This window comes from Actinomadura madurae, assembly GCF_900115095.1.
Taxonomy (GTDB): domain Bacteria; phylum Actinomycetota; class Actinomycetes; order Streptosporangiales; family Streptosporangiaceae; genus Spirillospora; species Spirillospora madurae.
In genome coordinates, this window is sequence record NZ_FOVH01000013.1 from 191,310 (window position 1) to 212,875 (window position 21,566).

19 protein-coding genes are annotated in these 21,566 nt (G+C 69.7%); 17 read left to right on the plus strand and 2 right to left on the minus strand.

Features of this window, described 5'->3' with window-relative positions:
* The first annotated feature begins 21 nt into the window (after positions 1–21).
* The 6 genes from BM339_RS31695 to BM339_RS31720 all read left to right on the plus strand — a co-directional run bounded on the left by BM339_RS31695 (position 22) and on the right by BM339_RS31720 (position 9,038).
* Positions 22–1,497 (plus strand): APC family permease, encoded by a 1,476-nt coding sequence (locus BM339_RS31695; RefSeq protein ID WP_075023249.1) that lies wholly within the window; start codon positions 22–24, stop codon positions 1,495–1,497.
* Complete coding sequence (locus BM339_RS31700; RefSeq protein WP_075023250.1) at positions 1,494–2,906, plus strand: aldehyde dehydrogenase family protein; 1,413 nt, start codon at positions 1,494–1,496, stop codon at positions 2,904–2,906. The genes BM339_RS31695 and BM339_RS31700 overlap by 4 nt, the downstream gene beginning before the upstream one ends.
* A gap of 136 nt (positions 2,907–3,042) precedes the next feature.
* A complete protein-coding gene (locus BM339_RS50205) occupies positions 3,043–5,652 on the plus strand; it encodes a flavin-containing monooxygenase (RefSeq protein ID WP_075023251.1) in 2,610 nt (869 codons plus the stop codon).
* Positions 5,653–5,673: 21 nt separating this feature from the next.
* The gene (locus BM339_RS31710; RefSeq protein ID WP_021592350.1) at positions 5,674–7,203 is read left to right on the plus strand and encodes an AMP-binding protein; all 1,530 of its coding nucleotides are present in this window, start codon (positions 5,674–5,676) and stop codon (positions 7,201–7,203) included.
* 157 nt (positions 7,204–7,360) lie between these two features.
* Positions 7,361–8,689, plus strand: a complete 1,329-nt coding sequence (locus BM339_RS31715; protein ID WP_075023252.1) for an aromatic ring-hydroxylating oxygenase subunit alpha — start codon at positions 7,361–7,363, stop codon at positions 8,687–8,689.
* Positions 8,690–8,699: 10 nt separating this feature from the next.
* On the plus strand, positions 8,700–9,038 hold the full coding sequence (locus tag BM339_RS31720; protein WP_075023253.1) for a 2Fe-2S iron-sulfur cluster-binding protein: 339 nt from the start codon (positions 8,700–8,702) through the stop codon (positions 9,036–9,038).
* 13 nt (positions 9,039–9,051) lie between these two features.
* Here the strand turns inward: BM339_RS31720 and BM339_RS31725 are convergent, their stop codons facing one another.
* Complete coding sequence (locus BM339_RS31725; RefSeq protein ID WP_021592347.1) at positions 9,052–9,852, minus strand: SDR family NAD(P)-dependent oxidoreductase; 801 nt, start codon at positions 9,850–9,852, stop codon at positions 9,052–9,054.
* Positions 9,849–10,580 carry a TetR/AcrR family transcriptional regulator gene (locus BM339_RS31730; RefSeq protein WP_024933978.1) on the minus strand — a complete coding sequence of 244 codons (732 nt, stop codon included), beginning with the start codon at positions 10,578–10,580 and terminating at the stop codon, positions 9,849–9,851. Before BM339_RS31730 ends, BM339_RS31725 begins: the two co-directional genes overlap by 4 nt.
* Positions 10,581–10,749: 169 nt before the next feature.
* On the opposite strand from BM339_RS31730, the gene BM339_RS31735 reads away from it, so the two are divergent.
* The 11 genes from BM339_RS31735 to BM339_RS31785 all read left to right on the plus strand — a co-directional run bounded on the left by BM339_RS31735 (position 10,750) and on the right by BM339_RS31785 (position 21,542).
* Positions 10,750–11,031, plus strand: a complete 282-nt coding sequence (locus tag BM339_RS31735; protein ID WP_235206245.1) for a helix-turn-helix domain-containing protein — start codon at positions 10,750–10,752, stop codon at positions 11,029–11,031.
* Complete coding sequence (locus BM339_RS50210) at positions 11,019–11,828, plus strand: IclR family transcriptional regulator (protein WP_075023254.1); 810 nt, start codon at positions 11,019–11,021, stop codon at positions 11,826–11,828. Before BM339_RS31735 ends, BM339_RS50210 begins: the two co-directional genes overlap by 13 nt.
* A gap of 226 nt (positions 11,829–12,054) precedes the next feature.
* On the plus strand, positions 12,055–12,327 hold the full coding sequence (locus BM339_RS31745; RefSeq protein WP_143118682.1) for a hypothetical protein: 273 nt from the start codon (positions 12,055–12,057) through the stop codon (positions 12,325–12,327).
* Positions 12,328–12,504: 177 nt separating this feature from the next.
* Positions 12,505–14,118: an AMP-binding protein gene (locus tag BM339_RS31750; protein ID WP_075023255.1), complete on the plus strand. Its 1,614-nt coding sequence runs from the start codon at positions 12,505–12,507 to the stop codon at positions 14,116–14,118.
* Positions 14,115–15,293 (plus strand): thiolase C-terminal domain-containing protein, encoded by a 1,179-nt coding sequence (locus tag BM339_RS31755; RefSeq protein WP_075023256.1) that lies wholly within the window; start codon positions 14,115–14,117, stop codon positions 15,291–15,293. The genes BM339_RS31750 and BM339_RS31755 overlap by 4 nt, the downstream gene beginning before the upstream one ends.
* 18 nt (positions 15,294–15,311) lie before the next feature.
* On the plus strand, positions 15,312–16,535 hold the full coding sequence (locus BM339_RS31760; protein WP_075023257.1) for an acetyl-CoA acetyltransferase: 1,224 nt from the start codon (positions 15,312–15,314) through the stop codon (positions 16,533–16,535).
* A gap of 115 nt (positions 16,536–16,650) precedes the next feature.
* Entirely contained in the window at positions 16,651–17,865 is a 1,215-nt protein-coding gene (locus BM339_RS31765; RefSeq protein ID WP_021592339.1) for an amidohydrolase family protein, read from the plus strand.
* Positions 17,862–18,275 carry a Zn-ribbon domain-containing OB-fold protein gene (locus BM339_RS31770; RefSeq protein ID WP_021592338.1) on the plus strand — a complete coding sequence of 138 codons (414 nt, stop codon included), beginning with the start codon at positions 17,862–17,864 and terminating at the stop codon, positions 18,273–18,275. Before BM339_RS31765 ends, BM339_RS31770 begins: the two co-directional genes overlap by 4 nt.
* A gap of 87 nt (positions 18,276–18,362) precedes the next feature.
* Positions 18,363–19,574 (plus strand): amidohydrolase family protein, encoded by a 1,212-nt coding sequence (locus tag BM339_RS31775; RefSeq protein ID WP_075023258.1) that lies wholly within the window; start codon positions 18,363–18,365, stop codon positions 19,572–19,574.
* A 53-nt stretch (positions 19,575–19,627) separates the two neighbouring features.
* Complete coding sequence (locus BM339_RS31780; RefSeq protein WP_021592336.1) at positions 19,628–20,065, plus strand: limonene-1,2-epoxide hydrolase family protein; 438 nt, start codon at positions 19,628–19,630, stop codon at positions 20,063–20,065.
* Between the two features lie 34 nt (positions 20,066–20,099).
* A complete protein-coding gene (locus BM339_RS31785; protein ID WP_075023259.1) occupies positions 20,100–21,542 on the plus strand; it encodes an aldehyde dehydrogenase family protein in 1,443 nt (480 codons plus the stop codon).
* Positions 21,543–21,566 lie beyond the last annotated feature (24 nt).

The window sequence follows — 21,566 nt, forward strand, 5'->3', positions numbered from 1 at the left end:
TCCTTGCCTTGCGAGGCCCCCATGACCCAGCACACGCCGAACACACGCGCCACCGCCCAAGAGAGCCGGCCCGCGGTCGGCCTGAACCAGGCCGCGCTCGGGACGCCCGAAGTCGTATTCCAAGCGATCAGCCATCTCGGCCCCGCGATCGGCGTGATCATCGTCGCGCCGGTCATCGCCGGGCTGGTCGGCGCGAGCATGCCGCTGCTCATGCTCCTCGCGATGGCCGCCGTCCTGCTCACCGGCGCGGGCGTGGCGATGCTCGCGGCGAAGCTGCCCTCGGCGGGCGGCTACTACTCCTACGTCTCGCACGGGCTGGGCAAGCGCAGCGGGTTCGTCACCTCGTGGGCGTACTTCCTGTACGACCCGCTCATCCCCACCCTGCTCATCCTGATCACATCGGGGATCCTGCAGCCGGCCATCAAGTCCGGGTGGGGCATCGACATCCCCTGGTGGCTGATCATGACCGTGCTCATGACGCTGGTCTACGTGATGACCCTGCGCGGGGTGAAGCTCTCGGCGAACGTCACGATGGCGCTCGGCGCCGCCGAGTGCGTGATCATGGTCGTGTTCGGGATCTGGACGATGATCCACACCGGTGGCGCCGCGTTCGCCGCCGGGCCCTTCGAATGGCCGGACACCGGCGGTGACCTGCATCCGGTCTTCCTGGCCTTCGCCTTCGGGGTCCTGCTGTTCACCGGTTTCGAATCCGCGGCGCCGCTGGCCGAGGAGACCCGCGACCCGCGGCGCGCGATCCCGCGCACCGTGCTGGTCTCGATCGTCGTCGTCGGGCTGGTGTGGGCGTTCAGCGGCTACTCAGCCGTCGTCGGCTGGGAGGGCGACATCGCGGCCATGGGCACCGGGGACAACCCGTTCTTCGTCATCGCCGACGACCTCGCCGGATGGGCGTGGATCGTGCTGGCCCTGGCACTGCTGAACTCGGCGATCGCGGGCGCCCTCGCCGGGCAGAACGCCGGCGCGCGCGTGCTGTACGCGCTCGGACGCGCGAACGTTTTTCCGGCCGCGCTCGGCCGGGTGCACCGCACCTACCGCACGCCCGCCCTGGCCCTCACCCTGATCTACGTCCTCAACCTCGCCCTGTCGTTCGCGCTGGGCGGGTGGCTCGGACCGGTGGCCGCGTTCTCGTTCATCGGTCTCTTCGTGACCCTCGGCGTGATCGTCCTCTACGTGATGGGCAACATCGCCGTGGTCCGGCTCTTCTGGACCCGCTTCCGGGCGGAGTTCAATCCGCTCAAGCACGTGCTCGTCCCGCTGCTCGCCTCGGCGGTGCTGGTGGTCGGGCTCTACTACTCCCTCGTGCCGTGGCCGGACTGGCCGCTCAACCTCGCGGTGATCATCGTCGCCTGCTGGCTCTGCCTCGGCGTCCTGCTCGCCTTCGCCCTCGGCAAGACCAGGCGCGACGCGCTCGACCAGGCGGCACAGCTGATGTTCAGCGACGATACGGCCGAGGCCGATGATCCTGGAGCGCGCGCATGACCGCCCGCCCGCGGCCCGTCCGTCCCGCACAGCTGATCGACGGCGTATGGGCCGAACCCGACGGCACCGAGACCCCGAACGACCTGGTCGACCGGGCGCTCGCCGCGGCCTGGCGCGACCACCGCGCGGCGACCGGCGGTCTCGGCTCTCCGGAACAGCGGGCCTCCGCGCTGCGGGCGGCGGCCGACCGGCTGGACGAGCTGGCCCCCGAGATCGCCGGGCAGGACACCGGCGACTCGGGCGTGCCGATCTCGATCACCCGGCTGTTCGCCGGCTCGCTGGGGGACACGCTCCGCGGCGCGGCCGACCGCATCGGCGCGCTGATCCCGGAGGACCTCGGCACCGACGGGCGGACGGTGCGGCTGCACCGCCTGCCCCTGGGGCCGGCGGTCGTGCTCGCGCCCTGGAACGCGCCGACGGCGGTGGCGGCGAAGAAGGCGGCGTTCGCCTGGGCGGCCGGCTGCCCGGTCATCGTCAAGCCGTCACCATGGTCGCCGCACGGCACGACGCTGCTCGTCGCGGCGCTGCACGAGGCCGCGGAGGCCGCCGGCCTGCCGACGGCGTCGATCCAGCTCGTGTTCGGCGGCCCGGGAGCCGGGCAGCGCCTCGTCCGGTCCCCGCTGGCCCGGGCGATCAGCTTCACCGGCAGCCGGTCGGGCGGGCGGGCCGTCGCCGCGGCGGCCGCCGGGGAGGTGGCCGCGGCGCAGCTCGAACTCGGCAGCAACAATCCCGCCATCGTGCTGGACGACGCCGACGTCGCGCGCACCGCGGAGGCGCTCGCCGCCGGGATGACCAAGCTCAACGGCGCGTGGTGCGAGAGCCCCGGCACCGTGTTCGTGCCCGAAGAGCTGCGCGACGCGCTCGTCGACGCGCTCGTCGACGAGCTCGGCCGGCTCACCCTCGGCGACCCGTTCGACGAGGCGACGACCTTCGGGCCGCAGGCATTCGCGGAGCAGGCCGAGGAGGTGCGCGCCCGGGTCGCCGAGTTCTCCGCGAGCGGCGCCCGCGTGATCGAGGTCGGCACCGCACCGCCCGGCGGAACGTGGGTCGTCCCGACACTCGTCGTCGACCCGCCGGCCGGCCTCGGCCGAGCGGAGGTGTTCGGTCCGGTCCTCGTCATCCGGACCTGCGAGACCCGCGAGAAGGCCGTCGACGCCGCGTTTCACCTCGACACGGGTCTGGCGGGCTATGTCTTCACGACCGACGCCGAAGCCGGGCAGCGCATCGGGGCGCAGCTGCCGGTAGGCGAGGTGAAGCTCAACGGCACGAGCCTGCTCGACATGAGCGACCGCTCCGCCCAGGCGTTCTGGTACGGCTCCGGGGTCGGTGGACACGGCGACCGCGAGCTGCTGCTGTTCTTCACCGGAGCACGCATCGTCGGCGAGGACATCGCCGACGCGCCGCTCTGAGACCGGGCGAACTATTTCAGAAGAGTGAACGGGGGACGGGCGCCCGCGTGTAGTTGCACTATCCGAAATTCAGACCGTTTCTCACCCCTGGCATGGCACTCAGACTGGCGGCGGTACGGACCTCCGAGGAGTGAACATGCCCAACACGGACCAGCCCGATTACGACGTCATCGTGGTCGGCGCCGGCTTCGCTGGTATCTACGCGATCCACAAGTTCCGCGACCAGTTGGGCCTGCGGGTCCACGCCTATGACGTCGCGGCCGACGTCGGCGGAACGTGGTACTGGAACCGGTACCCCGGAGCCAGGGTCGACATCGAGAGCGTGCACTACTCCTACTCCTTCTCGGACGAATTGCAGCAGGAGTGGCACTGGACCGAGCGATACCCCGCTCAGGCCGAGATTCTGCGCTACCTGCAGCACGTCGCGGATCGGTTCGACGTACGCAGGGACATCAGCTTCAACACGCGGATCGTCTCGGTGACGTGGGATGAGCAGGCGGACCTCTGGCGCGTCGTGACCGACGACGGCCGGACCGCCACCGCGCGGTACTTCGTCTCGGGCGCCGGCACCCTCTCCGTGCCCAAGAAGCCGGACTTCCCCGGGATCGAGACGTTCGCCGGGCAGGCGCTGCTGACGGGCAACTGGACCGAGGACGTCGACCTCGCCGGCAAACGCATCGGTGTCATCGGTACCGGCTCGACCGGTATCCAGGTGATTCAGGACGTCGCCAAGTACGCCGGCGACCTCACCGTCTTCCAGCGCACTCCCAACTACATCACGCCGGTCGGGAACTACCCGACCGACCCGGCGGAGGAGGCGGACGAGAAGGCGAGGTACGCCGAGATCCGGGAAGCGGCCCGCAACCACTTCCTCGGCGTCCCCTACGACGAGGTGCAGCCGTCGGCGAAGGCGGCCACCCCCGAGGAGCGGGAGGCGATCTTCAACGACCGCTGGGACCGGGGCGGGCTGCGGTTCTTCATCGACAGCTTCGGCGACCTGCTGGTGGACGCCGAGTCCAACGAACTGGCCGCCGAGTTCATCCGCGCCAAGATCCGGGAGAAGGTCACGGACCCGGAGAAGGCCGCCGTGCTGACGCCCACGGACTACCCGTACGGCACCAAGCGACCGCCGCTGGAGATCGACTACTACGAGGCCTTCAACCGGGACGACGTGCACATCGTCGACGTCAAGGCGAACCCGATCGACTCGGTCGTCCCGGAAGGCGTCCGGCTGGCCGACGGCACGGTCCACCCGCTCGACGTGCTCATCCTCGCCACGGGCTTCGACGTCCTCACCGGGCCGCTGCTGGCCCTGAACATCACCGGTCGCCGGGGCCTGCGCCTGGCCGACGCCTGGGCAGAGGGGCCCCGGACCTACCTCGGCCTGACCGTCCACGACTTCCCGAACCTGTTCACGGTCACCGGCCCGCAGAGCCCTTCGGTGCTGTACAACGCACCCCTCGGCATCGAGGACCACATCGACTACATCGGCCGGATCATCGGGCGCATGCGCGAACACGGCCACACGGTCGTCGACCCGACGCTGCAGGCACAGGAGCAGTGGGTGACCGAGACCGACGCGATCGGGGCCATGACCCTCGTGCCCGAGACCCCTTCGTCGTACTACATGGGTGCGAACATCCCCGGCAAACCCCGCAAGATCCTGCCGTACGGCGGCGGTGCCCCCCGCTACCGGGCGATCAGCGACAACATCGAGCAGAACGGCTATCGCGGGTTCCGGTTCGCCGCCACGAGCGGCGGCCTGGACTCCGCCGGCAGCGCGCCCGCGCTCGACCCGTCGGTGGCATTCCTCGTGGAGGCCCTCAAACAGCAGGGCTACGCCGGATTCCGCGACGCGGGTGTCGACGGCACGCGAGCGGTGGTGGAGTCCTTCGCCGATCTACAGGCGCCGAAGAAGGAGGTCGCCGAGATCTCCGACCACGCCTATGGTCCCGATCCCGCGCACCGGCTGCGGATCTACCGCCCGGAGCCCGGGGCGACGGGCCTTCCCGTGGTCGTCTACGTCCACGGCGGCGGCTTCGTCGGCGGCAGCCTCGACGTCGCGGACGAGGTGGCCCGCGACCTCGCCGTCCGCACCGGTGCCGTCGTCGTGTCGGCGACCTACCGGCGCGCGCCGGAACACCGCTTCCCCGCCGCGCACGACGACGTCTACGCGGCACTGCGCTGGACGGCCGGCACCATCGCCGAGCACGGAGGCGATCCCGCGCGCATCGCGCTGGCGGGAGACTCCGCCGGCGGCAATCTCGCGGCCGGAGCGGCGCTGCGCGCGGTCCAGGACGCCGTGCCGCTGAGCGCGCTGCTGCTGATCTACCCGCTGGTGAACGCCGCCATCGCGACGCCCTCACGCGAGCGGTTCGCCACCGGTTACCTGATCGAGCTCGACGATCTGGCCTGGTGCGGCGAGCAGTATGTGAGCGGCGCCGACGACCTCGCCGACCCGCGGCTGGCGCTCGACACGGCCGATCTGGCCGGGCTGCCGCCGACGTTCGTCATCACCAACGAGCTCGACACCCTGCGGGACGAGGCCGAGCTGCTCGGCAAGCTGCTGACCAAGGCGGGCGTGGATGCGACGGTACGGCGGTTCGACGGCCTCGCGCACGGCGTTTACTGGACATCCCTGGCCGTTTCCCGCAGCGTGGAACAGCGCGCCGCCGCGGCGGAATTCCTGGTGGCCCATCTCGCGCCCGCCCGGCCGTCGGCCGCCGGCGCCGCCTCGCCCGTCTGACTCGCCACCGGAGGTACGCGCGTGTACTACCCCCTGACGGTCCAGGACTTCCTCGACCGAGCCGAGCACGTCTACCCGGACCGGACCGGGATCGTGGACGAACCCGATCAGCCCGCGCCGCCGCTGCCCGCGCTCACGTACCGGGAGATCGCCGAGCACGCTCGCGCGCAGGCGGCGTTCCTCGACTCGCTGGACGTGCCGGTCGGCGGACGGGTCGCCGTCATCTCGCAGAACTCATCGCGGCTGTTCACGTCGTTCTTCGGCGTGCCGGCGTACGGGCGCATCCTCGTGCCGATCAACTTCCGCCTGGCGCGACCGGAGATCGAGTACATCGTGAGTCACAGCGGGGCGGACGTCGTCTACGCCGACCCGTCCCTGAAGGACGCGCTCGCCACGCTGGACGTCAAGCACAGGTTCCTGCTGGGCGACGACGAGTCGATGTTCCTGCACGGCGTCGAACCACGGCCCTGGGACAGGCCCGACGAAGCGGCCACCGCCTCGATCAACTACACGTCGGGCACCACGGCCCGGCCCAAGGGCGTCCAGCTGACCCATCGGAACCTGTGGCTGAACGCCGTGGTGTTCGGCATGCACACGACCATCAGCGATCGCGATGTGTACCTGCACACGCTGCCGATGTTCCACTGCAACGGATGGGGCATGCCGTTCGCCATGACGGGCGTCGGAGCCCAGCACATCGTGCTGCGGCAAATCGACGGCGGCGAGATCCTGCGCCGCGTCGACGAGCACGGCGTGACCCTCATGTGCGCCGCCCCCGCGGTGCTGAACGCGGTACTCGACGCGCTTCCGTCCTGGCAGGGCGAGGTTCCAGGACGTGACCGGGTCAGGGTCGTCTGCGCCGGGGCGCCGCCGCCGAGCAGGACCATCCAACGGGTCATCGATGACCTCGGCTGGGAGTTCATCCAGATCTACGGCCTGACCGAGACGTCGCCCCTGCTCACGATCAACCGCGGCCGGGCCGAGTGGGACGGGCTGCCGTCGATCGAGCGGGCCAGGAGGCTCTCCCGCGCGGGCGTTCCGGCGCTGGGCGTGCAGATCAAGGTCGACTCGACCGGGGAGCTGCTCGCCGCCACGAACCACAACCTGGACGGCTACTGGAACCAGCCGGAGGAGACCGCGCGGGCACAGGCCGGCGGCTGGTTCCACACCGGCGACGGGGGAGTCGTCGACGACGAGGGCTACGTCGTCATCAGCGACCGGAAGAAGGACGTCATCATCAGCGGCGGCGAGAACGTCAGCTCGATCGAGGTCGAGGACGCGCTGATGTCGCACCCCGCCGTACGGGAGGTCGCCGTCATCGGTATCCCGGACGACACATGGGGCGAGCTGGTCACGGCACTCGTGGTGACCGACGGCTCGGAGGCGACGGCGGACGATCTGATCGCGCACTGCCGTACTCGGCTCGCCGGCTACAAGTGCCCGAAGCGGGTCGACTTCGTCGAGCACCTCGCGCGGACCGCCACCGGCAAGCTGCAGAAGTTCAAGCTGCGCGAGCCCTACTGGGCCGGGCACACCCGCAAGGTCAACTGAACCGGCGGCGGGCGCGGACACCGGCGGTGTCCGCGCCCGCCGCTGCCTGAACGACCATCCGCCGTTGCTTCATCTGAAGACCTGAGTCTCGCATCCTCGCAGTTGGGAGGCGATTCTCGGTCTCAGCGGGTGATTTCGACAGAGAGGACCGACCGAGATGACTCAGCCCACGAAGTCCACCACCGGGTACTACCGCAGTCCCTCGCCGGAGGTGGGGGTCGCTGAGCGGTACACCTCGCCGGAATACCTGGCTCTGGAGTACGAGCGGCTCTGGCCGTACGTCTGGCAGATCGCCTGCCACGTCGACGAGATCCCGAACGGCGGGGACTACCTCGAGTACGAGATCGGCCGCGAGTCGATCCTGATCGTCCGGCTCGCCGACGGCCGGCTCAAGGCGTTCCACAACGCCTGCCAGCACCGCGGGATGCGGCTCAAGACGGGCCGCGGCAACGCGACCGAACTGCGCTGCCGCTCCCACGCGTGGTGCTGGAACCTCGACGGCTCGCTGAAGGAGGTCATCGACCCGCAGGACTTCGACCCGGCCGCCATCGACCCCGACCGGCTCGGACTGCCGGAGGTCCAGATCGACACCTGGTCCGGGCTCGTCTTCGTCAACATGGACGCGGCCGCACCGCCCTTGCAGGACTTCCTGGGCGTCGTACCGGACAGGGTCGCGCATTTCCGGATGGGGGACATGCGGCTGCTCTCGAAGGTCACGACCAAGATCGCCTGCAACTGGAAGCTGGCGCACGAGGCCTTCGTCGAGACCTATCACGCGATAGGCACGCACCCGCAGGCGCTTCGCTACGTGGACGACACGTCGCTCGAATACGAGCAGCACGGCATCCACGGCATGCACCGCTTCGGGCCGCAGGCGATGGGGTCGCCCAGCAAGCGCCTCGACGCCGACGACCTCGACCGCGGGGACATCCTCCTCGCGGCAGTGGCGGAACTCGCTTCCGCCAACCTCTACCGTGACGAGGAAGTCGAGGCGATGCGGGCGCTGGTCCCCGTCGTGAACGCACTGCCCGAGGACGCCTCGATGACCGAGTTCTTCGCGAACCTGCGTCGCGAGGAGGCGAAGGCCAACGGCGTCGATCTCTCGGCGTACAGCGACCGCGACATCGCACTGGGACCGCTGTGGAACCTGTTCCCGAACATCACGATCCCCTGCAACGCGGGCAACATCCTGGTCTTCAGATGGCGCCCGGACGGCCTGAACCCGGAGTCGTGCTACTGGGACAAGTACGAGCTCAAGTTCGTCGGTCAGGGCCAGGAGGCACCCGAGCCCAATTTCGTTCAGGTCGACGACTGGCGCGACTACCGGCACTGGGGCGTCGTCCTGGAGCAGGACCTGACCAACCTCCCGATCTGGCAGCTGGGCGTCCGGACGCGAGGATTCTCCGGCCCGATCTGGGGGCGCCCCGACGGCAACGTCGCGAACATGCACCGGGTCTTGGGCGAGTACCTTGCGAAGGAGCGCTGACGCGCCGCCGATGGCCTCGCCGACCGTTCGGGTGGAGCCCTCCGGCATCGTCTTCGAGGCGGAGCCCGGCGAGGCCGTCATGCACGCCGCCGTGCGCCAGGGCTACCGATGGCCGACGCTGTGCCACGGCGAGGGAAGCTGCACGATCTGCCACTTCGAGGTGATCGGCGAGGCGGCGGGGCTGGCGCCTCCCTCGTCGGCCGAGAGCGATTCCCTGCGGAACTGCGGGGCATCGCAGTGGTGTGCGGGCGAGCTGCGGCTCGCCTGCCAGGCCCGGGTGCTCGGCGACGTCGTCGTCCGCAAGAAGGGCGTCCGGCCGCTGGACACCCCGGGAGGGGCCAGGCGGTGAGAACGGCGGCTGGTCAGCGAGCGGTCCAGCCGCCGTCGACGGCGATCACCTGACCGGTGATGAACGTGCCGGCGTCGCCGGCGAGCAGCAGCAGCGCTCCCAGCAGCTCGTTCGGGTCGCCGGTGCGCGCCATCGGCGTGTTGCGCGTGACGTAGTCGTTGCCCGGCCCGTCCATGAGCTCGGTGGTCAGCTCGCTGGGGAAGAACCCGGGCGCGATCGCGTTGACCCGGACGCCGCGCCGCGCCCACTGGACGGCCAGTTCGCGGGTGAGGCTGATGAGGGCGCCTTTGGACGCGCAGTAGCTCGCCTGCCGGTTGGGGCTCGCGGCCACCAGTCCCAGGATGGACGCGACGTTGATGATGCTGCCCCGGCCTGCGTCGAGCATCGGCCGGGCGAGCAGCTGGGTGAGCCTGAAGGTGCCGTGCACATTGACGTTCATGACGTATCCGAAGTCGGACATCGATTCGTCCTCGGCGCGACCCGGCACGCTCGTGCCCGCGTTGTTCACCAGGACGTCCAAGGCGCCGGCCTCGCCGTTGATCCGGGCCGCCGCTTCGGCGACGGAGTCCTCGTCGGAGACGTCGCACGCGACCGCGGTGAGGCCCGGATGCCGGGCGCACAGGTCGTTCAGCCTGTCCACGCGGCGTGCCGCGACGTAGACCGATGCCCCGGCGTTCCGCAGCGCGATCGCGAAGTTCACGCCGAGGCCGCTCGACGCTCCGGTGACGAGAGCGGTCCTGCCTGTCAGATCGAAGAGCTCCGCCGGGCCCGGGACCTTCTCGTCGGCGACGGTGTCGTGTGCGGCGGCGGTCACCGGGCGGCCCCGGTGAGCACACGTGCCGCGGTCCTGACCCACAGATCCGCCGACAACCCGGCAAGCATCATTTCCGGTGCCCTCTGTTCGACCTTCAGTTCTTCCCGTCCGGCGATCAGCGCCCGGGTGGCGAACGCCGCGTTGTCAGCGGCGGCGCGGAACGGGTCGTCGCTGCCGGTGAAGGAGCCCGTCCGAAGGAACGCGGCATATCCGTGAGTGACCGCCGCGACACCGACGACCAGTCGCAGAGTCAGTTCCGGGGACGACTCTTCGAGCGTTCGCGCGGGAACGACGAACGCCTCGACCACTGGGAGCATCGCCTCGGCGAGTTCGACGTTGCCCGGGAAGAAGACCTCCTTGGCGTACAGAGTGTCGAACAGGGCCGGGTACTCGGCGGCGAACCGCACGTATCCCCGGGCCAGCAGCGCGAGATGCTCGACTGGATCCGCCTGCTCGACGGCGGCCGGACTCAGGAGCGTGGCGAGGGTTTCGCAACCCCGCACCGCGACGGCGGTGAGCAGCGCGCCGCGGTCGGCGAAATGCCGGTAGGGAGCGCCCACCGTCACGTTCAGTCGCCGGCACGCCTCCGCCATGGAGAACCCGGATACTCCGGATGTCCCGATCATCTCGACGGCGACGTCGATGAGGGCGTCGCGCAGGTTGCCATGGTGATAGGCCCCGCGCTTGGACCCGGCTGGTGCGCGTTGCGCTCTCCCTGACTTGGCCACCCGGCCATGTTACTGACGCGCCGTGGCCGCCCTCGTGCTCGATTCATCCATCTGAAAACCCGGGCCGGAGGACCCGGAACTTTAGCTTGTACGTAATGTAAATGACTCTTACACTCCGATGTACACCAAATCTGAGAACCATCGAACATGGTGAGCGTCGGAGGCGACGATGGCGAGTGAAAAGCAGTCGATGGTGCGTTCTCTCCAGCGCGGGCTGCAGCTGATGAACGCCGTCGGGGAGCAGGGTCCGGTGCATGCCAAGCAACTCGCGCGCCACACGGGCGTGCCCCTGGCGACCGTCTATCACCTGCTTCGCACGCTGCTGCACGACCGATACGTCGTGCGCCTCGGAGACGGCTCGTACGTGCTCGGCCCAGCGCTCCACGCCGCCCACGGTGGCAGCACCCGGTACGCGGTCGCCGCCATGGATGCGAAACGATGCGAGATCTGATCCTGGAGACCGAGACCCCCGCGACGGCAGGTGACGATGCCGACGGGCTCGCGGGGCGGGGCCTCACCCTCATCCAGAGCCTCCAACGTGGGCTTCGCCTGGTCGAGGCCGTCGTGGAGCAGGGGCCGATGACGGCCCGGACCTTGAGCAAGGCCACCGGGCTCGGCATGCCCACGACCTACCACTTGCTGCGCACACTGGTGTACGAGGGCTATCTGGAACGACGGGCCGGCGGCTTCTATGCGCTGGGCCCCCAGTTCCACTCCACCGCGGAACTCGAACGGCAGGCCCGCACCGTGCGTGTGCTGCGGGAGACGACCTCGCAGCTGCGGGACCTGACCAACGCCACCGCCGCGGTCGCCGAACTGGACGGCCGGGACGTCCTCCTGACGCACCTGTCACCGAGCCCGAAGGGGCCCGCTCCGGACCTGTGGGTGGGCATGCGCCTGCCGATGCACGCCACGGCGCTCGGCAAGGCCGTGCTGAGGCAACTGGATCCGGCGCGTCGCGACGAACTCCTCACCGCCGAACCGCTCGCCCGATACACCGCGCGGACGATAGCGGACCCGCTCCAGCTCATGCGGGAGTTGGCCGGCTCGCCGATCGCCCACAGCCGGGATCAGTACCTCTACGGCATTTCATGCATCGCCGTGCCGCTCCGCGGTCTGCGATCGCCGTCCGCGCTGTCCCTCTGCTTCCACAGCGGCCTGACGCCGCGCCGCCGGCTGCGGCTTGAGAGGGCGCTGGTGGAGACCGTCGAGGACCTCACCTGCCTGTCGGGCCCGGAGGCGGTGTGACCGCCGTAACCAGTGCAGGCCAGGCGGAGCATGACCACGTTGACGACTAATCGCCATCTGAGATCGGGTCCCTTGTCGCTCCTCGCCGGCGCGGCGCACTCTTGGTCGCGGAGCGAATGACCGTCGCCGCGGCCATCGAGCCCGGCGGCGACCACGATACGCGCCGTGCTGATGGACGACCTGAGAGGGGAACGCGCGAATGCGGTCAGGTGAGAGCTTCGAGTGTGTGTCGTGCGACGCCATGGTCGTCGTGATCGGCGCCGCGGGGGCGGACGGCGTGCTGGTGTGCTGCGGCCTGCGGATGCGTGTGGCGAGGCCGGTTCCCTGCAGCGTCCGTCCGGTCACCACGCCCGAGGACGGGGTGGTCGCCGGCGCCTGGTACACCGATCCGGTCTCCGGGCTGAGGGTGCGCTGTACCAGGAGCGGAAAGGGCCCGTTCGAGTTCGGATACCGCCGGCTCGTCCGCCCGAGCACCTCGGTAGACCACAGCTTCGCCTGAGAGGAAGTCCTCGGCGCCCCCGCCGAATTACTCCGGGATATCGAAAGCCGATGAAGCCACATCGGAAAGCATCGTGAAAGCGCACCGGGCGTCGTGCAGGAATCTGAAATGTCGAGGCTGGAACGCCGACCTCATCAGCGCGAGGTTGGTGCCAGCGGCCTTGACGAGAGGATCACGATGAGCGCACGTCCCACCGACGACCGGGTCACGGTCGTCGAGTTGCTACGACGATGCGTGGAGCACGACCCTCACCGAACGTTCCTCGACCTCAACGGTGAGACCTACTCGTACGCCGACGTCTGGCGGCGCGCGCAGGAGATGGCCGGCGGGCTGGCCGCGCTCGGCGTCAGCGCCGGACAGACCGTCGTCAGCATGCAGGACACGCACATCGACGCCGTGGCGTCGTGGTTCGGCGCCAACCTGCTCGGCGCGGTGTGGGTGGGCACGAACACCGCCCTGCGCGGTGAGTTCCTCCGCCACGTCGTGACCGATGCCGGCTCCGCGGTGGTGATCTGCGAACAGGACTTCGTCGACCGGTTCACCGCGATCTCCGACCGGCTCCCCGGGGTGGCACGGGTGCTGCACCGCGGCGAGCCGCTCGGCCGGCGGTCGGACGACCTGCGCATCGAGCCCCTGGCCGACCACCTGCAGCCGCTCACCACGCCGGTGTACGCCCCGACCCCCGACGATCTCACCTGTCTCACCTACACCGGGGGGACGACCGGGCCGTCCAAGGGCTGCATGATCAGCCACGGATACGCCGTCAACATCGCCCGGCGCGGCCTGGTCCAGACCCGGCGCACCTCCGAGGAGGTGAACTGGAACCCGCTGCCGATGTTCCACCTCAACGTCCTGTCCATGACGATCATCTCCACGATGCTCGTGCAGGGCACGGCGGCGCTCGCCCCGCGTTTCTCGGTGTCCAGGTTCTGGCCGGAGATCGAACGGACCGGCGCGCGGGTGGTGAACCTGATCGGCGCCATGCCCGTGATGATCGCCCAGCAGCCCGACACCCCCGAGATGCAGCGGTGCTACGGGCAGATCCGCATGGTCCACTGCGTCCCGTTCCCGCCCGCCTTGCAGGAGGTCTGGCGCGAGCGGTTCGGCGTCAAGACCCCGGGGTCGAAGGGGTACGGCATGACCGAGGTCTTCCCGATGACCTTCCAGTCCGCGGAGGACGACTCACCCGCCGCGAGCGCCGGGCGCACGAACGAGACCGACTTCGAGGTGCGCGTCGTCGATGAGAACGACAACGAGCTGCCCGCGGGTCAGGTGGGCGAGGTGGTGTGCCGGCCACGTCGCCCGAACGTGATGTTCAAGGGCTACTGGCGCCGTCCGGGGGCCACGCTCGACGCCACCAGGAACCTGTGGTTCCACTCCGGTGACCTGGGGAGGTTCGACGAGGAGGGCCACTTCTACTTCGTCGACCGCAAGCACGACTACCTGCGCCGCCGCGGCGAGAACATCTCCAGCAAGGAGGTCGAGGCCGCCTACGCCGCGCATCCGGAGATCCGGCAGGTCGCGGTGCACGCCGTCCGGTCCGATCTCTCCGAGGACGACCTGAAGGTCACCGCGGTGCGGGCGGCGGGATCGGACCTCAGCGCCGAGGAGCTCTTCGAGTGGTCCAAGGAGCGCGTGCCGTACTTCGCGCTCCCGCGCTACATCGAGTTCCGCGACGAACTCCCGCTCAGCCCGACCGGGCACGTGCAGAAGCACCTGCTGCGTGACCAGGGGCGCACACCCGCGACCTGGGACCGCGAGGTCGCCGGCGTGACCTGGGAGCGGCGGTGACCGCCTCCGTCCGCGACCGGTGCGCCATAACGGGGGTCGGCACCACGGACTTCAGCCGTGAGTCCGGCCGCTCGGTGCTCACCCTCGCCGCGCAGGCGTCGCTCGCCGCGATCCGGGACGCCGGCCTGGCCCCCTCGGACATCGACGGCATCGTGCGCTGCGAGATGGACGAGGCCCTGCACGCGGACGTCGCCGCCGCCCTGGGCATGACCAACGTCGCGTTCTGGGCGGCCGGCAGCTGGGCGGGCGCCGCGCCCTGCGGGATGGTCGGGCTGGCCGTTGACGCGATACTCGCGGGGCGGGCGAACAACGTGCTGGTGTTCCGTTCGCTGAACGGACGGTCGGGCAGGCGATTCGGCCAGGGCTGGGCAGCCGACGCCAGCGTCGGCGGCGGCGGCACCTACCTGGAGTACCTGATGCCCTACGGCCTGGCCTCGCCCGGCATGGCGTACGCGATGTTCGCCCGCCGTCACATGACCGAGTTCGGGACGACCGCCGAGCAGCTGGGCCATATCGCCCTGGCCTGCCACGCGCGCGCGAACGAGAACCCGGCCGCGCAGCGGTACGGCCGCCCGCTGACGATGGCCGACTACCTCGGCGCGCGAACGATCGCGGACCCGCTGCGCCTGTACGACTTCTGCCTGGAGACCGACGGCGCCGCGGCGGTGATCGTCACCGCCGCCGACCGGGCGCAGGACGGCCCCAAGCGCGGAGTGCTCATCCGCGCGGTGACGCAGGGCGACCTGCCCCGACCCCGTCTGGGCGGTCTCTGGGGGAATCTGCTGAGCGGCCCGCTGATCAACCAAGGGAGCGCACTGGCACAGCGGCTCTATCGCGACGCGGGCCTGGGACCGGCGGACATCGACGTCGCCCAGATCTACGACTGCTTCACCATCACCGTCCTGATGCAGTTGGAGGACTACGGCTTCTGCGCCGCGGGCGAAGGCGGTCCGTTCGCGGCCGACGGAGCACTGGAACTCGGCGGATCGCTGCCGCTCAACACGTCCGGCGGGAATCTCGCCGACGGCTACATCCACGGCATGAGCCACGTCGTCGAGGGGGTGCGGCAACTGCGAGGCGAATCCACGGCACCGGTCCCTGGTGCGGAGACCTGCCTCGTGACATCGGGAACCCCCGGCCCTGGTTCGAGCGCGCTCATCCTGCGCGCGGGCTGACCTCCAGAAGGGACGAGCATGCCCACTCCAGTCTTCATCCTCGGCGGATGGCAGTCGGACTTCGCCCAGAAGGCACCCGGCGGGGACGTCTACCCGCTGATCGAGTCCGCGACCTTCGGGACGCTCGACGACGCGGGAATCGCGCCCGCGGACGTCGAGGTCGTCCACGTCGGGAACTTCGCGGGCGAGCTGTTCAACTTCCAGGGGCAGATGGGCGGCCTGGTCGCCGCGGCCCATCGAGACCTGGCCGGCAAACCCGCCTCACGGCACGAGGCCGCCTGCGCCTCGGGCAGTATGGCCGTCCTCGCCGCGATGTCGGACCTGGAGAGCGGACGCTACGGCACCGCGCTCGTCCTCGGCGCCGAGGTGCTCCGCAACGTCCCCGGGGCCGAAGCGGGCGTTCGGCTGGGATGCGCCGCGTGGACGGGCCGCGAAGTCGTGGACGAGCCGTTCCCCTGGCCGAGCATGTTCGACCGTATGGCGGTCGAGTACGAGCGCCGGTACGGGCTCGACCATCGGCACCTCGGCCGTATCGCCGAGATCAACGTGGGCAACGCCCGGCGCAACGGCAACGCGCAGACGCGGTCGTGGGAGATCCCAGAAGGCTCCTATCACGCCGACGACGAGGTGAATCCCGGTGTCGGCGCCATTCTGCGCAAGCAGGACTGCAGCCGGACCACGGACGGGTCGGCCGGCGTGGTCCTGGCATCCGAGAAGGTCGCAGGCGAGTGGGCCCGGGCACGTGGCATCGCGCTGGAGTCCGTGCCGCGCATCCAGGGCTGGGGACACCGCACCGGGACGATGCTGTTGGAGGACAAACTGGCGGCCGGCGCCCGTGCGGAGTACGTCTTCCCTCACCTGCGCACGGCGATCGTCGACTCCTTCCGCCGAGCCGGCATCTCCAGTCCGTACGAACTCGACGCCATCGAGACCCACGACTGCTTCTCGATCTCCGAGTACATCGCCCTCGACCACTTTGGGATCACCTCTCCGGGCAAGGCCTGGCAGGCGGTCGAGGACGGCACGATCGAGCCGGGCGGCCGCCTGCCCGTCAACCCCAGCGGCGGGCTCCTCGGACTCGGACATCCCGTCGGCGCCACCGGCGTGCGCATGCTCCTCGACGGCGCCAAGCAGGTCGGCGGCCGGGCCGGCGACTACCAGGTTCCCGGCGCCCGGCGGGTCGGCCTGCTGAACCTCGGCGGCTCCGCGACCACCGTCGCCACGTTCGTCGTCGGTGTCTGAAGGGCCTAGTCCGGCGGGCGGTTGCTTCATCTGAATTCGTGAGTCTCGTGAAATGCCACGGCACCAGGAATTCTAGGAATTGCAGGCAAGCGCAGTTCTCATCGAGGAGGTCGTCATGAGTACGCCGCTGATTATCGACACCGACACGCATGTGAACGAGCCGCGTGATCTGTGGACCAGCCGGATGTCCCGGGAGCGATGGGGCGACCTGATTCCCGAGGTGCGCTGGATCGACGACCGGCAGGGCGAATACTGGTGCATGGCCGGAAAGCCGTTGTTCACCGTCGGCACCTGCATCATGGTGCCGGATGAGAACGGGCGGCCGATCCGCTCGCCGAGGTTTCCGGACTACGCGCAGACCTACGAGCAGATGCACCCGTCCGCCTACGTCGCGACCGAGCGGCTGAAGGTCCTGGACTCCTACGGGATCCAGGCCGCCGCGCTGTTCCCGAACCTGGGCTTCGTGGGGCCGAACATCTTCGCGGCCGCCGGCTCCGACGCGCTCGAGTTCCAGACCGCCGCGCTGCAGGCGTACAACGACTTCCTGCTCGAATGGTGCAGCGCGGACCCGGACCGCCTGCTCTCGCTGGCGCTGATCCCGTACTGGGACGTCGACGCCGCGGTCGCCGAGATCGAGCGCTGCGCGGCGCTCGGGCACAAGGGCCTGGTCTCGACCGGCAAGCCGCAGGAGCACGGCCAGCCGCTGTTCGTGGACCCCTACTGGGACCGGATGTGGGCGGCGGCTCAGGACGCCGGCCTGTCCATCAGCTTCCACGTGGGCGGCGGGGATCTGAGCCGGCACATGAATCCGGAGCGCATCGAGAAGGAAGGCTGGCGCGGGACGCTGGCGCGATTGACGACGAGCTTCTTCCTGGAGAGCGGGATCGGAGTCGCCGACCTGCTGATGTCCGGCGTGCTGGCCCGGTTCCCCCGGCTGAGGTTCGTGTCGGTGGAGAGTGCGATCGGATGGATCCCCTTCCTTCTGGAGTCGCTCGATTTCCACTTCAAGAAGTACGAGCCGTGGGTCGAGCGGCCGGAGTTCGCGGCCAGCGACCTTCTGCCCAGCGACTACTTCCGCCGGCAGGTGTTCGCGAACTTCTGGTACGAGAAGCTGCAGCCCTGGCACGTGGAGGCGATAGGCACGGACAACCTGCTCTTCGAGACGGACTACCCGCACCAGACGTGCCTGACCGGCGACGAGATCACCGAGGCGATCGACACCAGCCTCAGCGGTCTTCCCGAGGCGGATCGCGAGAAGGTCCTCTGGCGCAACGCCGCGTCGCTGTACAACCTCGACGTCGCCAAGCTCGAAGCGCTGAACACGCCGTGACGTCCGCGCCGCTGCCGGTGGTCGATGATCCGGACACCGGCGGGTTCTGGACGGCGGCGCGGCGCGGCGAGGTCGCGGTCTGCCGTTGCGCGCGGTGCGGTGAGCTCGTCCACTTGCCGCGCGGCATCTGCCACCGGTGCCACGGCACCCGCATCGAATGGGAGGCGGTCACGCCACGAGCCCGGCTCGTGGCGTGGACCGTTGCCGAACACCAGGTGCATCCGGCGTTCCCGGTGCCCTACACGGTCGTGCTCGTGGAGTTGCAGGACGTGCCGGAGGTCCGGCTGGCCGGCCACCTCCCCGGCCGTCCCGCCCTGGTGGCGGATATGCCGATGCGGGCCGTCTTCCGCGAAGCCGCACCGGGCGTGTCACTGGTCGACTGGGCTCCCGAGGCGGCTGACGCCATTTGAATTCGGGCCGCTTGTCGGCACGAGCGGCAGGCACTTGAGTAGCGCTAGTGGTTAGCCGGCAAATCGTCGCATGGATTGGGGCAGGTCATGATTTTCGATTTCGACCAGCATCTGTTCGAGTACCCGGGGATGTGGGTCGATCACATCGCACCGGAGGAGCGCGATCTGGCGCTGACGGTGGAGCGGGATGAGCTGGGATTCCCGTGGGTCTTCTCGCGCGCGACCAATCAGCGGATCTACATTTACGCGAAGACGGTCCCGGAGGACGGCTTCGCCTCCCATGTCACCCCCTGGCAGCGCTGGAAGGACCACCAGTCGCCGGAGACCGACTATCTCGCCGATGTCCCGGAGGATCTGCAGTACGCGGGCGCGCGGGTGAGGAAGCTCGACGAGCAGGGAGTCGACAAGGCGCTGCTGCTCCCGCACTTCGGCTTCCTCTGGGGCCGCCAGCTCGGCGGCCGGCTCGACATCATGCGGGCCAACCTGTCGGCGTGGAACAGGTGGGCCGCCAGCGTCAAGCAGGACGGCGGCGAGCGGCTGGAGCCGACCGGCCACGTCACGCTGCGCGGCGGCGATCCGGCCTGGCTGGAGAGGGAACTGGCCTACCTGGCCCGCAGCGGCGTCCGGTTCGCGCTGATCTCCTACGGGCTGGTGGACGGCCGGCGCATGTCGCACCCGGACCACGACCGTGCCTGGAAGGCGTTCGTCGACAACGGGATCATCCCCGTGTTCCACATCCAGGACGGCGACGTGCGCGCCTCCGGCCTGCCGGAGGGATGGTTCGAGGCCGACGGCGACCCGCTGTTCGGCCCGCTGGACTTCGTGTTCAGCCACCTCGGCGTCCAGGTCGCCGTGGCCGATCTGATCCTGGGCGGCGTCTTCGACCGGTTCCCTTCGCTGAAGTTCGTCACCGTCGAGCTGACCGCCGGGTGGATCAACCCGCTGATCTCCGGCGGAACCGGCATCCCCGGCAGCATCGGCGGCGTGGTGAACGGCCCCGGCCTGGACGTGTCGTACCGCGTGGAGGGCTTCTTCCGCCGTAACACGGTGGCCCTGAAGAGGGCGCCCAGCGAGTACCTGTACGAGCACTTCCGTTCGACGGTGAACCCCGTGGAACCGCTCGGCAGCTATGTCGAGTCGGGCCTGGGCGACAACCTCCTCTTCGGTGGCGACTACCCGCACAGCGAGGGCTTCCTCAAGGCGGTCGACACCTTCCAGCCCGTGGTCGCCGACCTCACGGAGGAGCAGAAGTCGAAGTTCTTCGGTGGGACCGCGGGGGCCCTCCTCACCGCGTCCTGACCAGGGCGCGATCACCCCACCTCCGCATTCGATCCGGCAGATATGGAGATCTCATGAGCAACATCGACATCGTCAAGGCGTTCCTCGACGGCATGCACAAGCCGATCTCGCAAGTGCCCGACCACCTGCGCGCGTCCTTGACCGAGGACGCCGAGTGGGGCAACAGCGGCTTCCCGCCGGCCGTCGGCATCGAGGACATCGTCGGCAAGCACGAAGCGAGCCAGCAGGTCTTCGGCGACTACGTGATGGAGATCCAGCTGCTCAACATCGCCGTCGACGGTGACGTCGTCTTCACCGAGCGGATCGATGTCGGCCGGACCCAGGCCGGCGAGGAGCTCCTCACGGTCCCCGTCGTCGGCGTCTTCACCGTGCGCGACGGCAAGATCGCGCGCTGGACCGACTACTTCGACCCGGCCGGCCTGCTCAAGCACCTCGGCACGCTCCCGGACGTCGAGAGCTACTTCACCGGCAAGTCCGCCGCGGCCTCCTGAACGGCCGGCGGACCGGGTCTGAGGAGGCGATCCAGTGAGTGACCTGCTGATCGACGGACGACTGCGGCGCGCGACCGGAGGCCGCGTCCACCCCAACGTGAACCCGGCGACCGAGGAGCCGATCGGCGATGCCGCCGACGCCGCGCCAGAGGATCTCGACGCCGCCATCGGCGCGGCACGGCGCGCCTTCGACGCGACGGACTGGTCGGCGAACGCCGAGTTCCGCGCGCAGTGCCTCCGCCAGCTGCGGGAGGCCCTGCACAAGGAGCGGGAGACGCTGCGGACGATCACCGTCCAGGAGGCCGGTGTGCCCGTCGCGCTGACGCACTCGATCTGGCTCGACACGGTTCTCGACGCCCCGGCGTACTGGGCGGACCTCGCGCTGAACTATCCCTATGAACGGGACCTCGGCGCGGGGGACACCCTCCTCGGTGTGCCGTCCCGGCGCAAGATCCTCCGGGAGCCGGTCGGCGTGGTCGCCGCGATCACGCCCTGGAACTACCCGCTGCCGCTGAACCTCTTCAAGATGGTCGGCGCGCTCGCGGCAGGCTGCACCGTGGTGCTCAAGCCGGCTCCGGACACACCCTGGTCCGGGACGGAACTGGGGAGGCTGGTCGCGGAGCACACCGACATCCCGGCCGGTGTCGTCAACGTGATCTCGGGGCGCGACCCCGGTCTCGGTGCGGGCCTGGTCGCCGATCCGCGGGTCGACATGGTCTCCTTCACCGGCTCGACGGCCACCGGCCGCAAGATCATGGCCTCCGCGTCCGAGCAGCTCAAGCGGGTGTGTCTGGAGCTGGGCGGCAAGTCGGCGAACATCGTCCTGGACGACGCGGACTTCCCCGCCGTCGTCGGCGCCGCGGTCTCGATGTGCGCACATGCCGGTCAGGGCTGCGCGCTGCCGACCCGGATGCTGCTGCCTCGCAGCAGGTACGAGGAGGGCGTGTCCATCGCCAAGGCCTCGTTCGAGTCTGTCAGCGCCGGCGACCCCACCGATCCGGCCGTGATCGTCGGGCCGCTGATCAACGCGGCCCAACGTGAACGCGTGCTCGGTTACATCGAGACGGGCAGGTCCGAGGCGCGGCTCGTCGTCGGCGGCACCCCGTCGCCGCGGCCGAAGGGGTACTACGTCGAGCCCGCCCTGTTCGCCGACGTCGACCCGGGGGCGGTCATCGCCCAAGAGGAGATCTTCGGCCCCGTGCTGTCGCTGATCCCCTACGAGGACGACGACGACGCGGTCAGGATCGCCAACGACAGCGTCTACGGCCTCTCCGGCGCTGTCCACAGCGCGGACCTCGACCGGGCCACCGGTGTGGCGCGCCGTATCCGCACGGGAACCATCAGCGTCAACGACGGTGTCTGGCTCGCGCCCGACACCCCGTTCGGCGGATACAAGCAGAGCGGGCTCGGCCGCGAGTTCGGCGAAGAGGGCTTCGCCGAGTTCCTCGAAACCAAGACCCTCGCCCTGCCGGCCTGACCCCGGAACCGCCGCCCTCGGCCC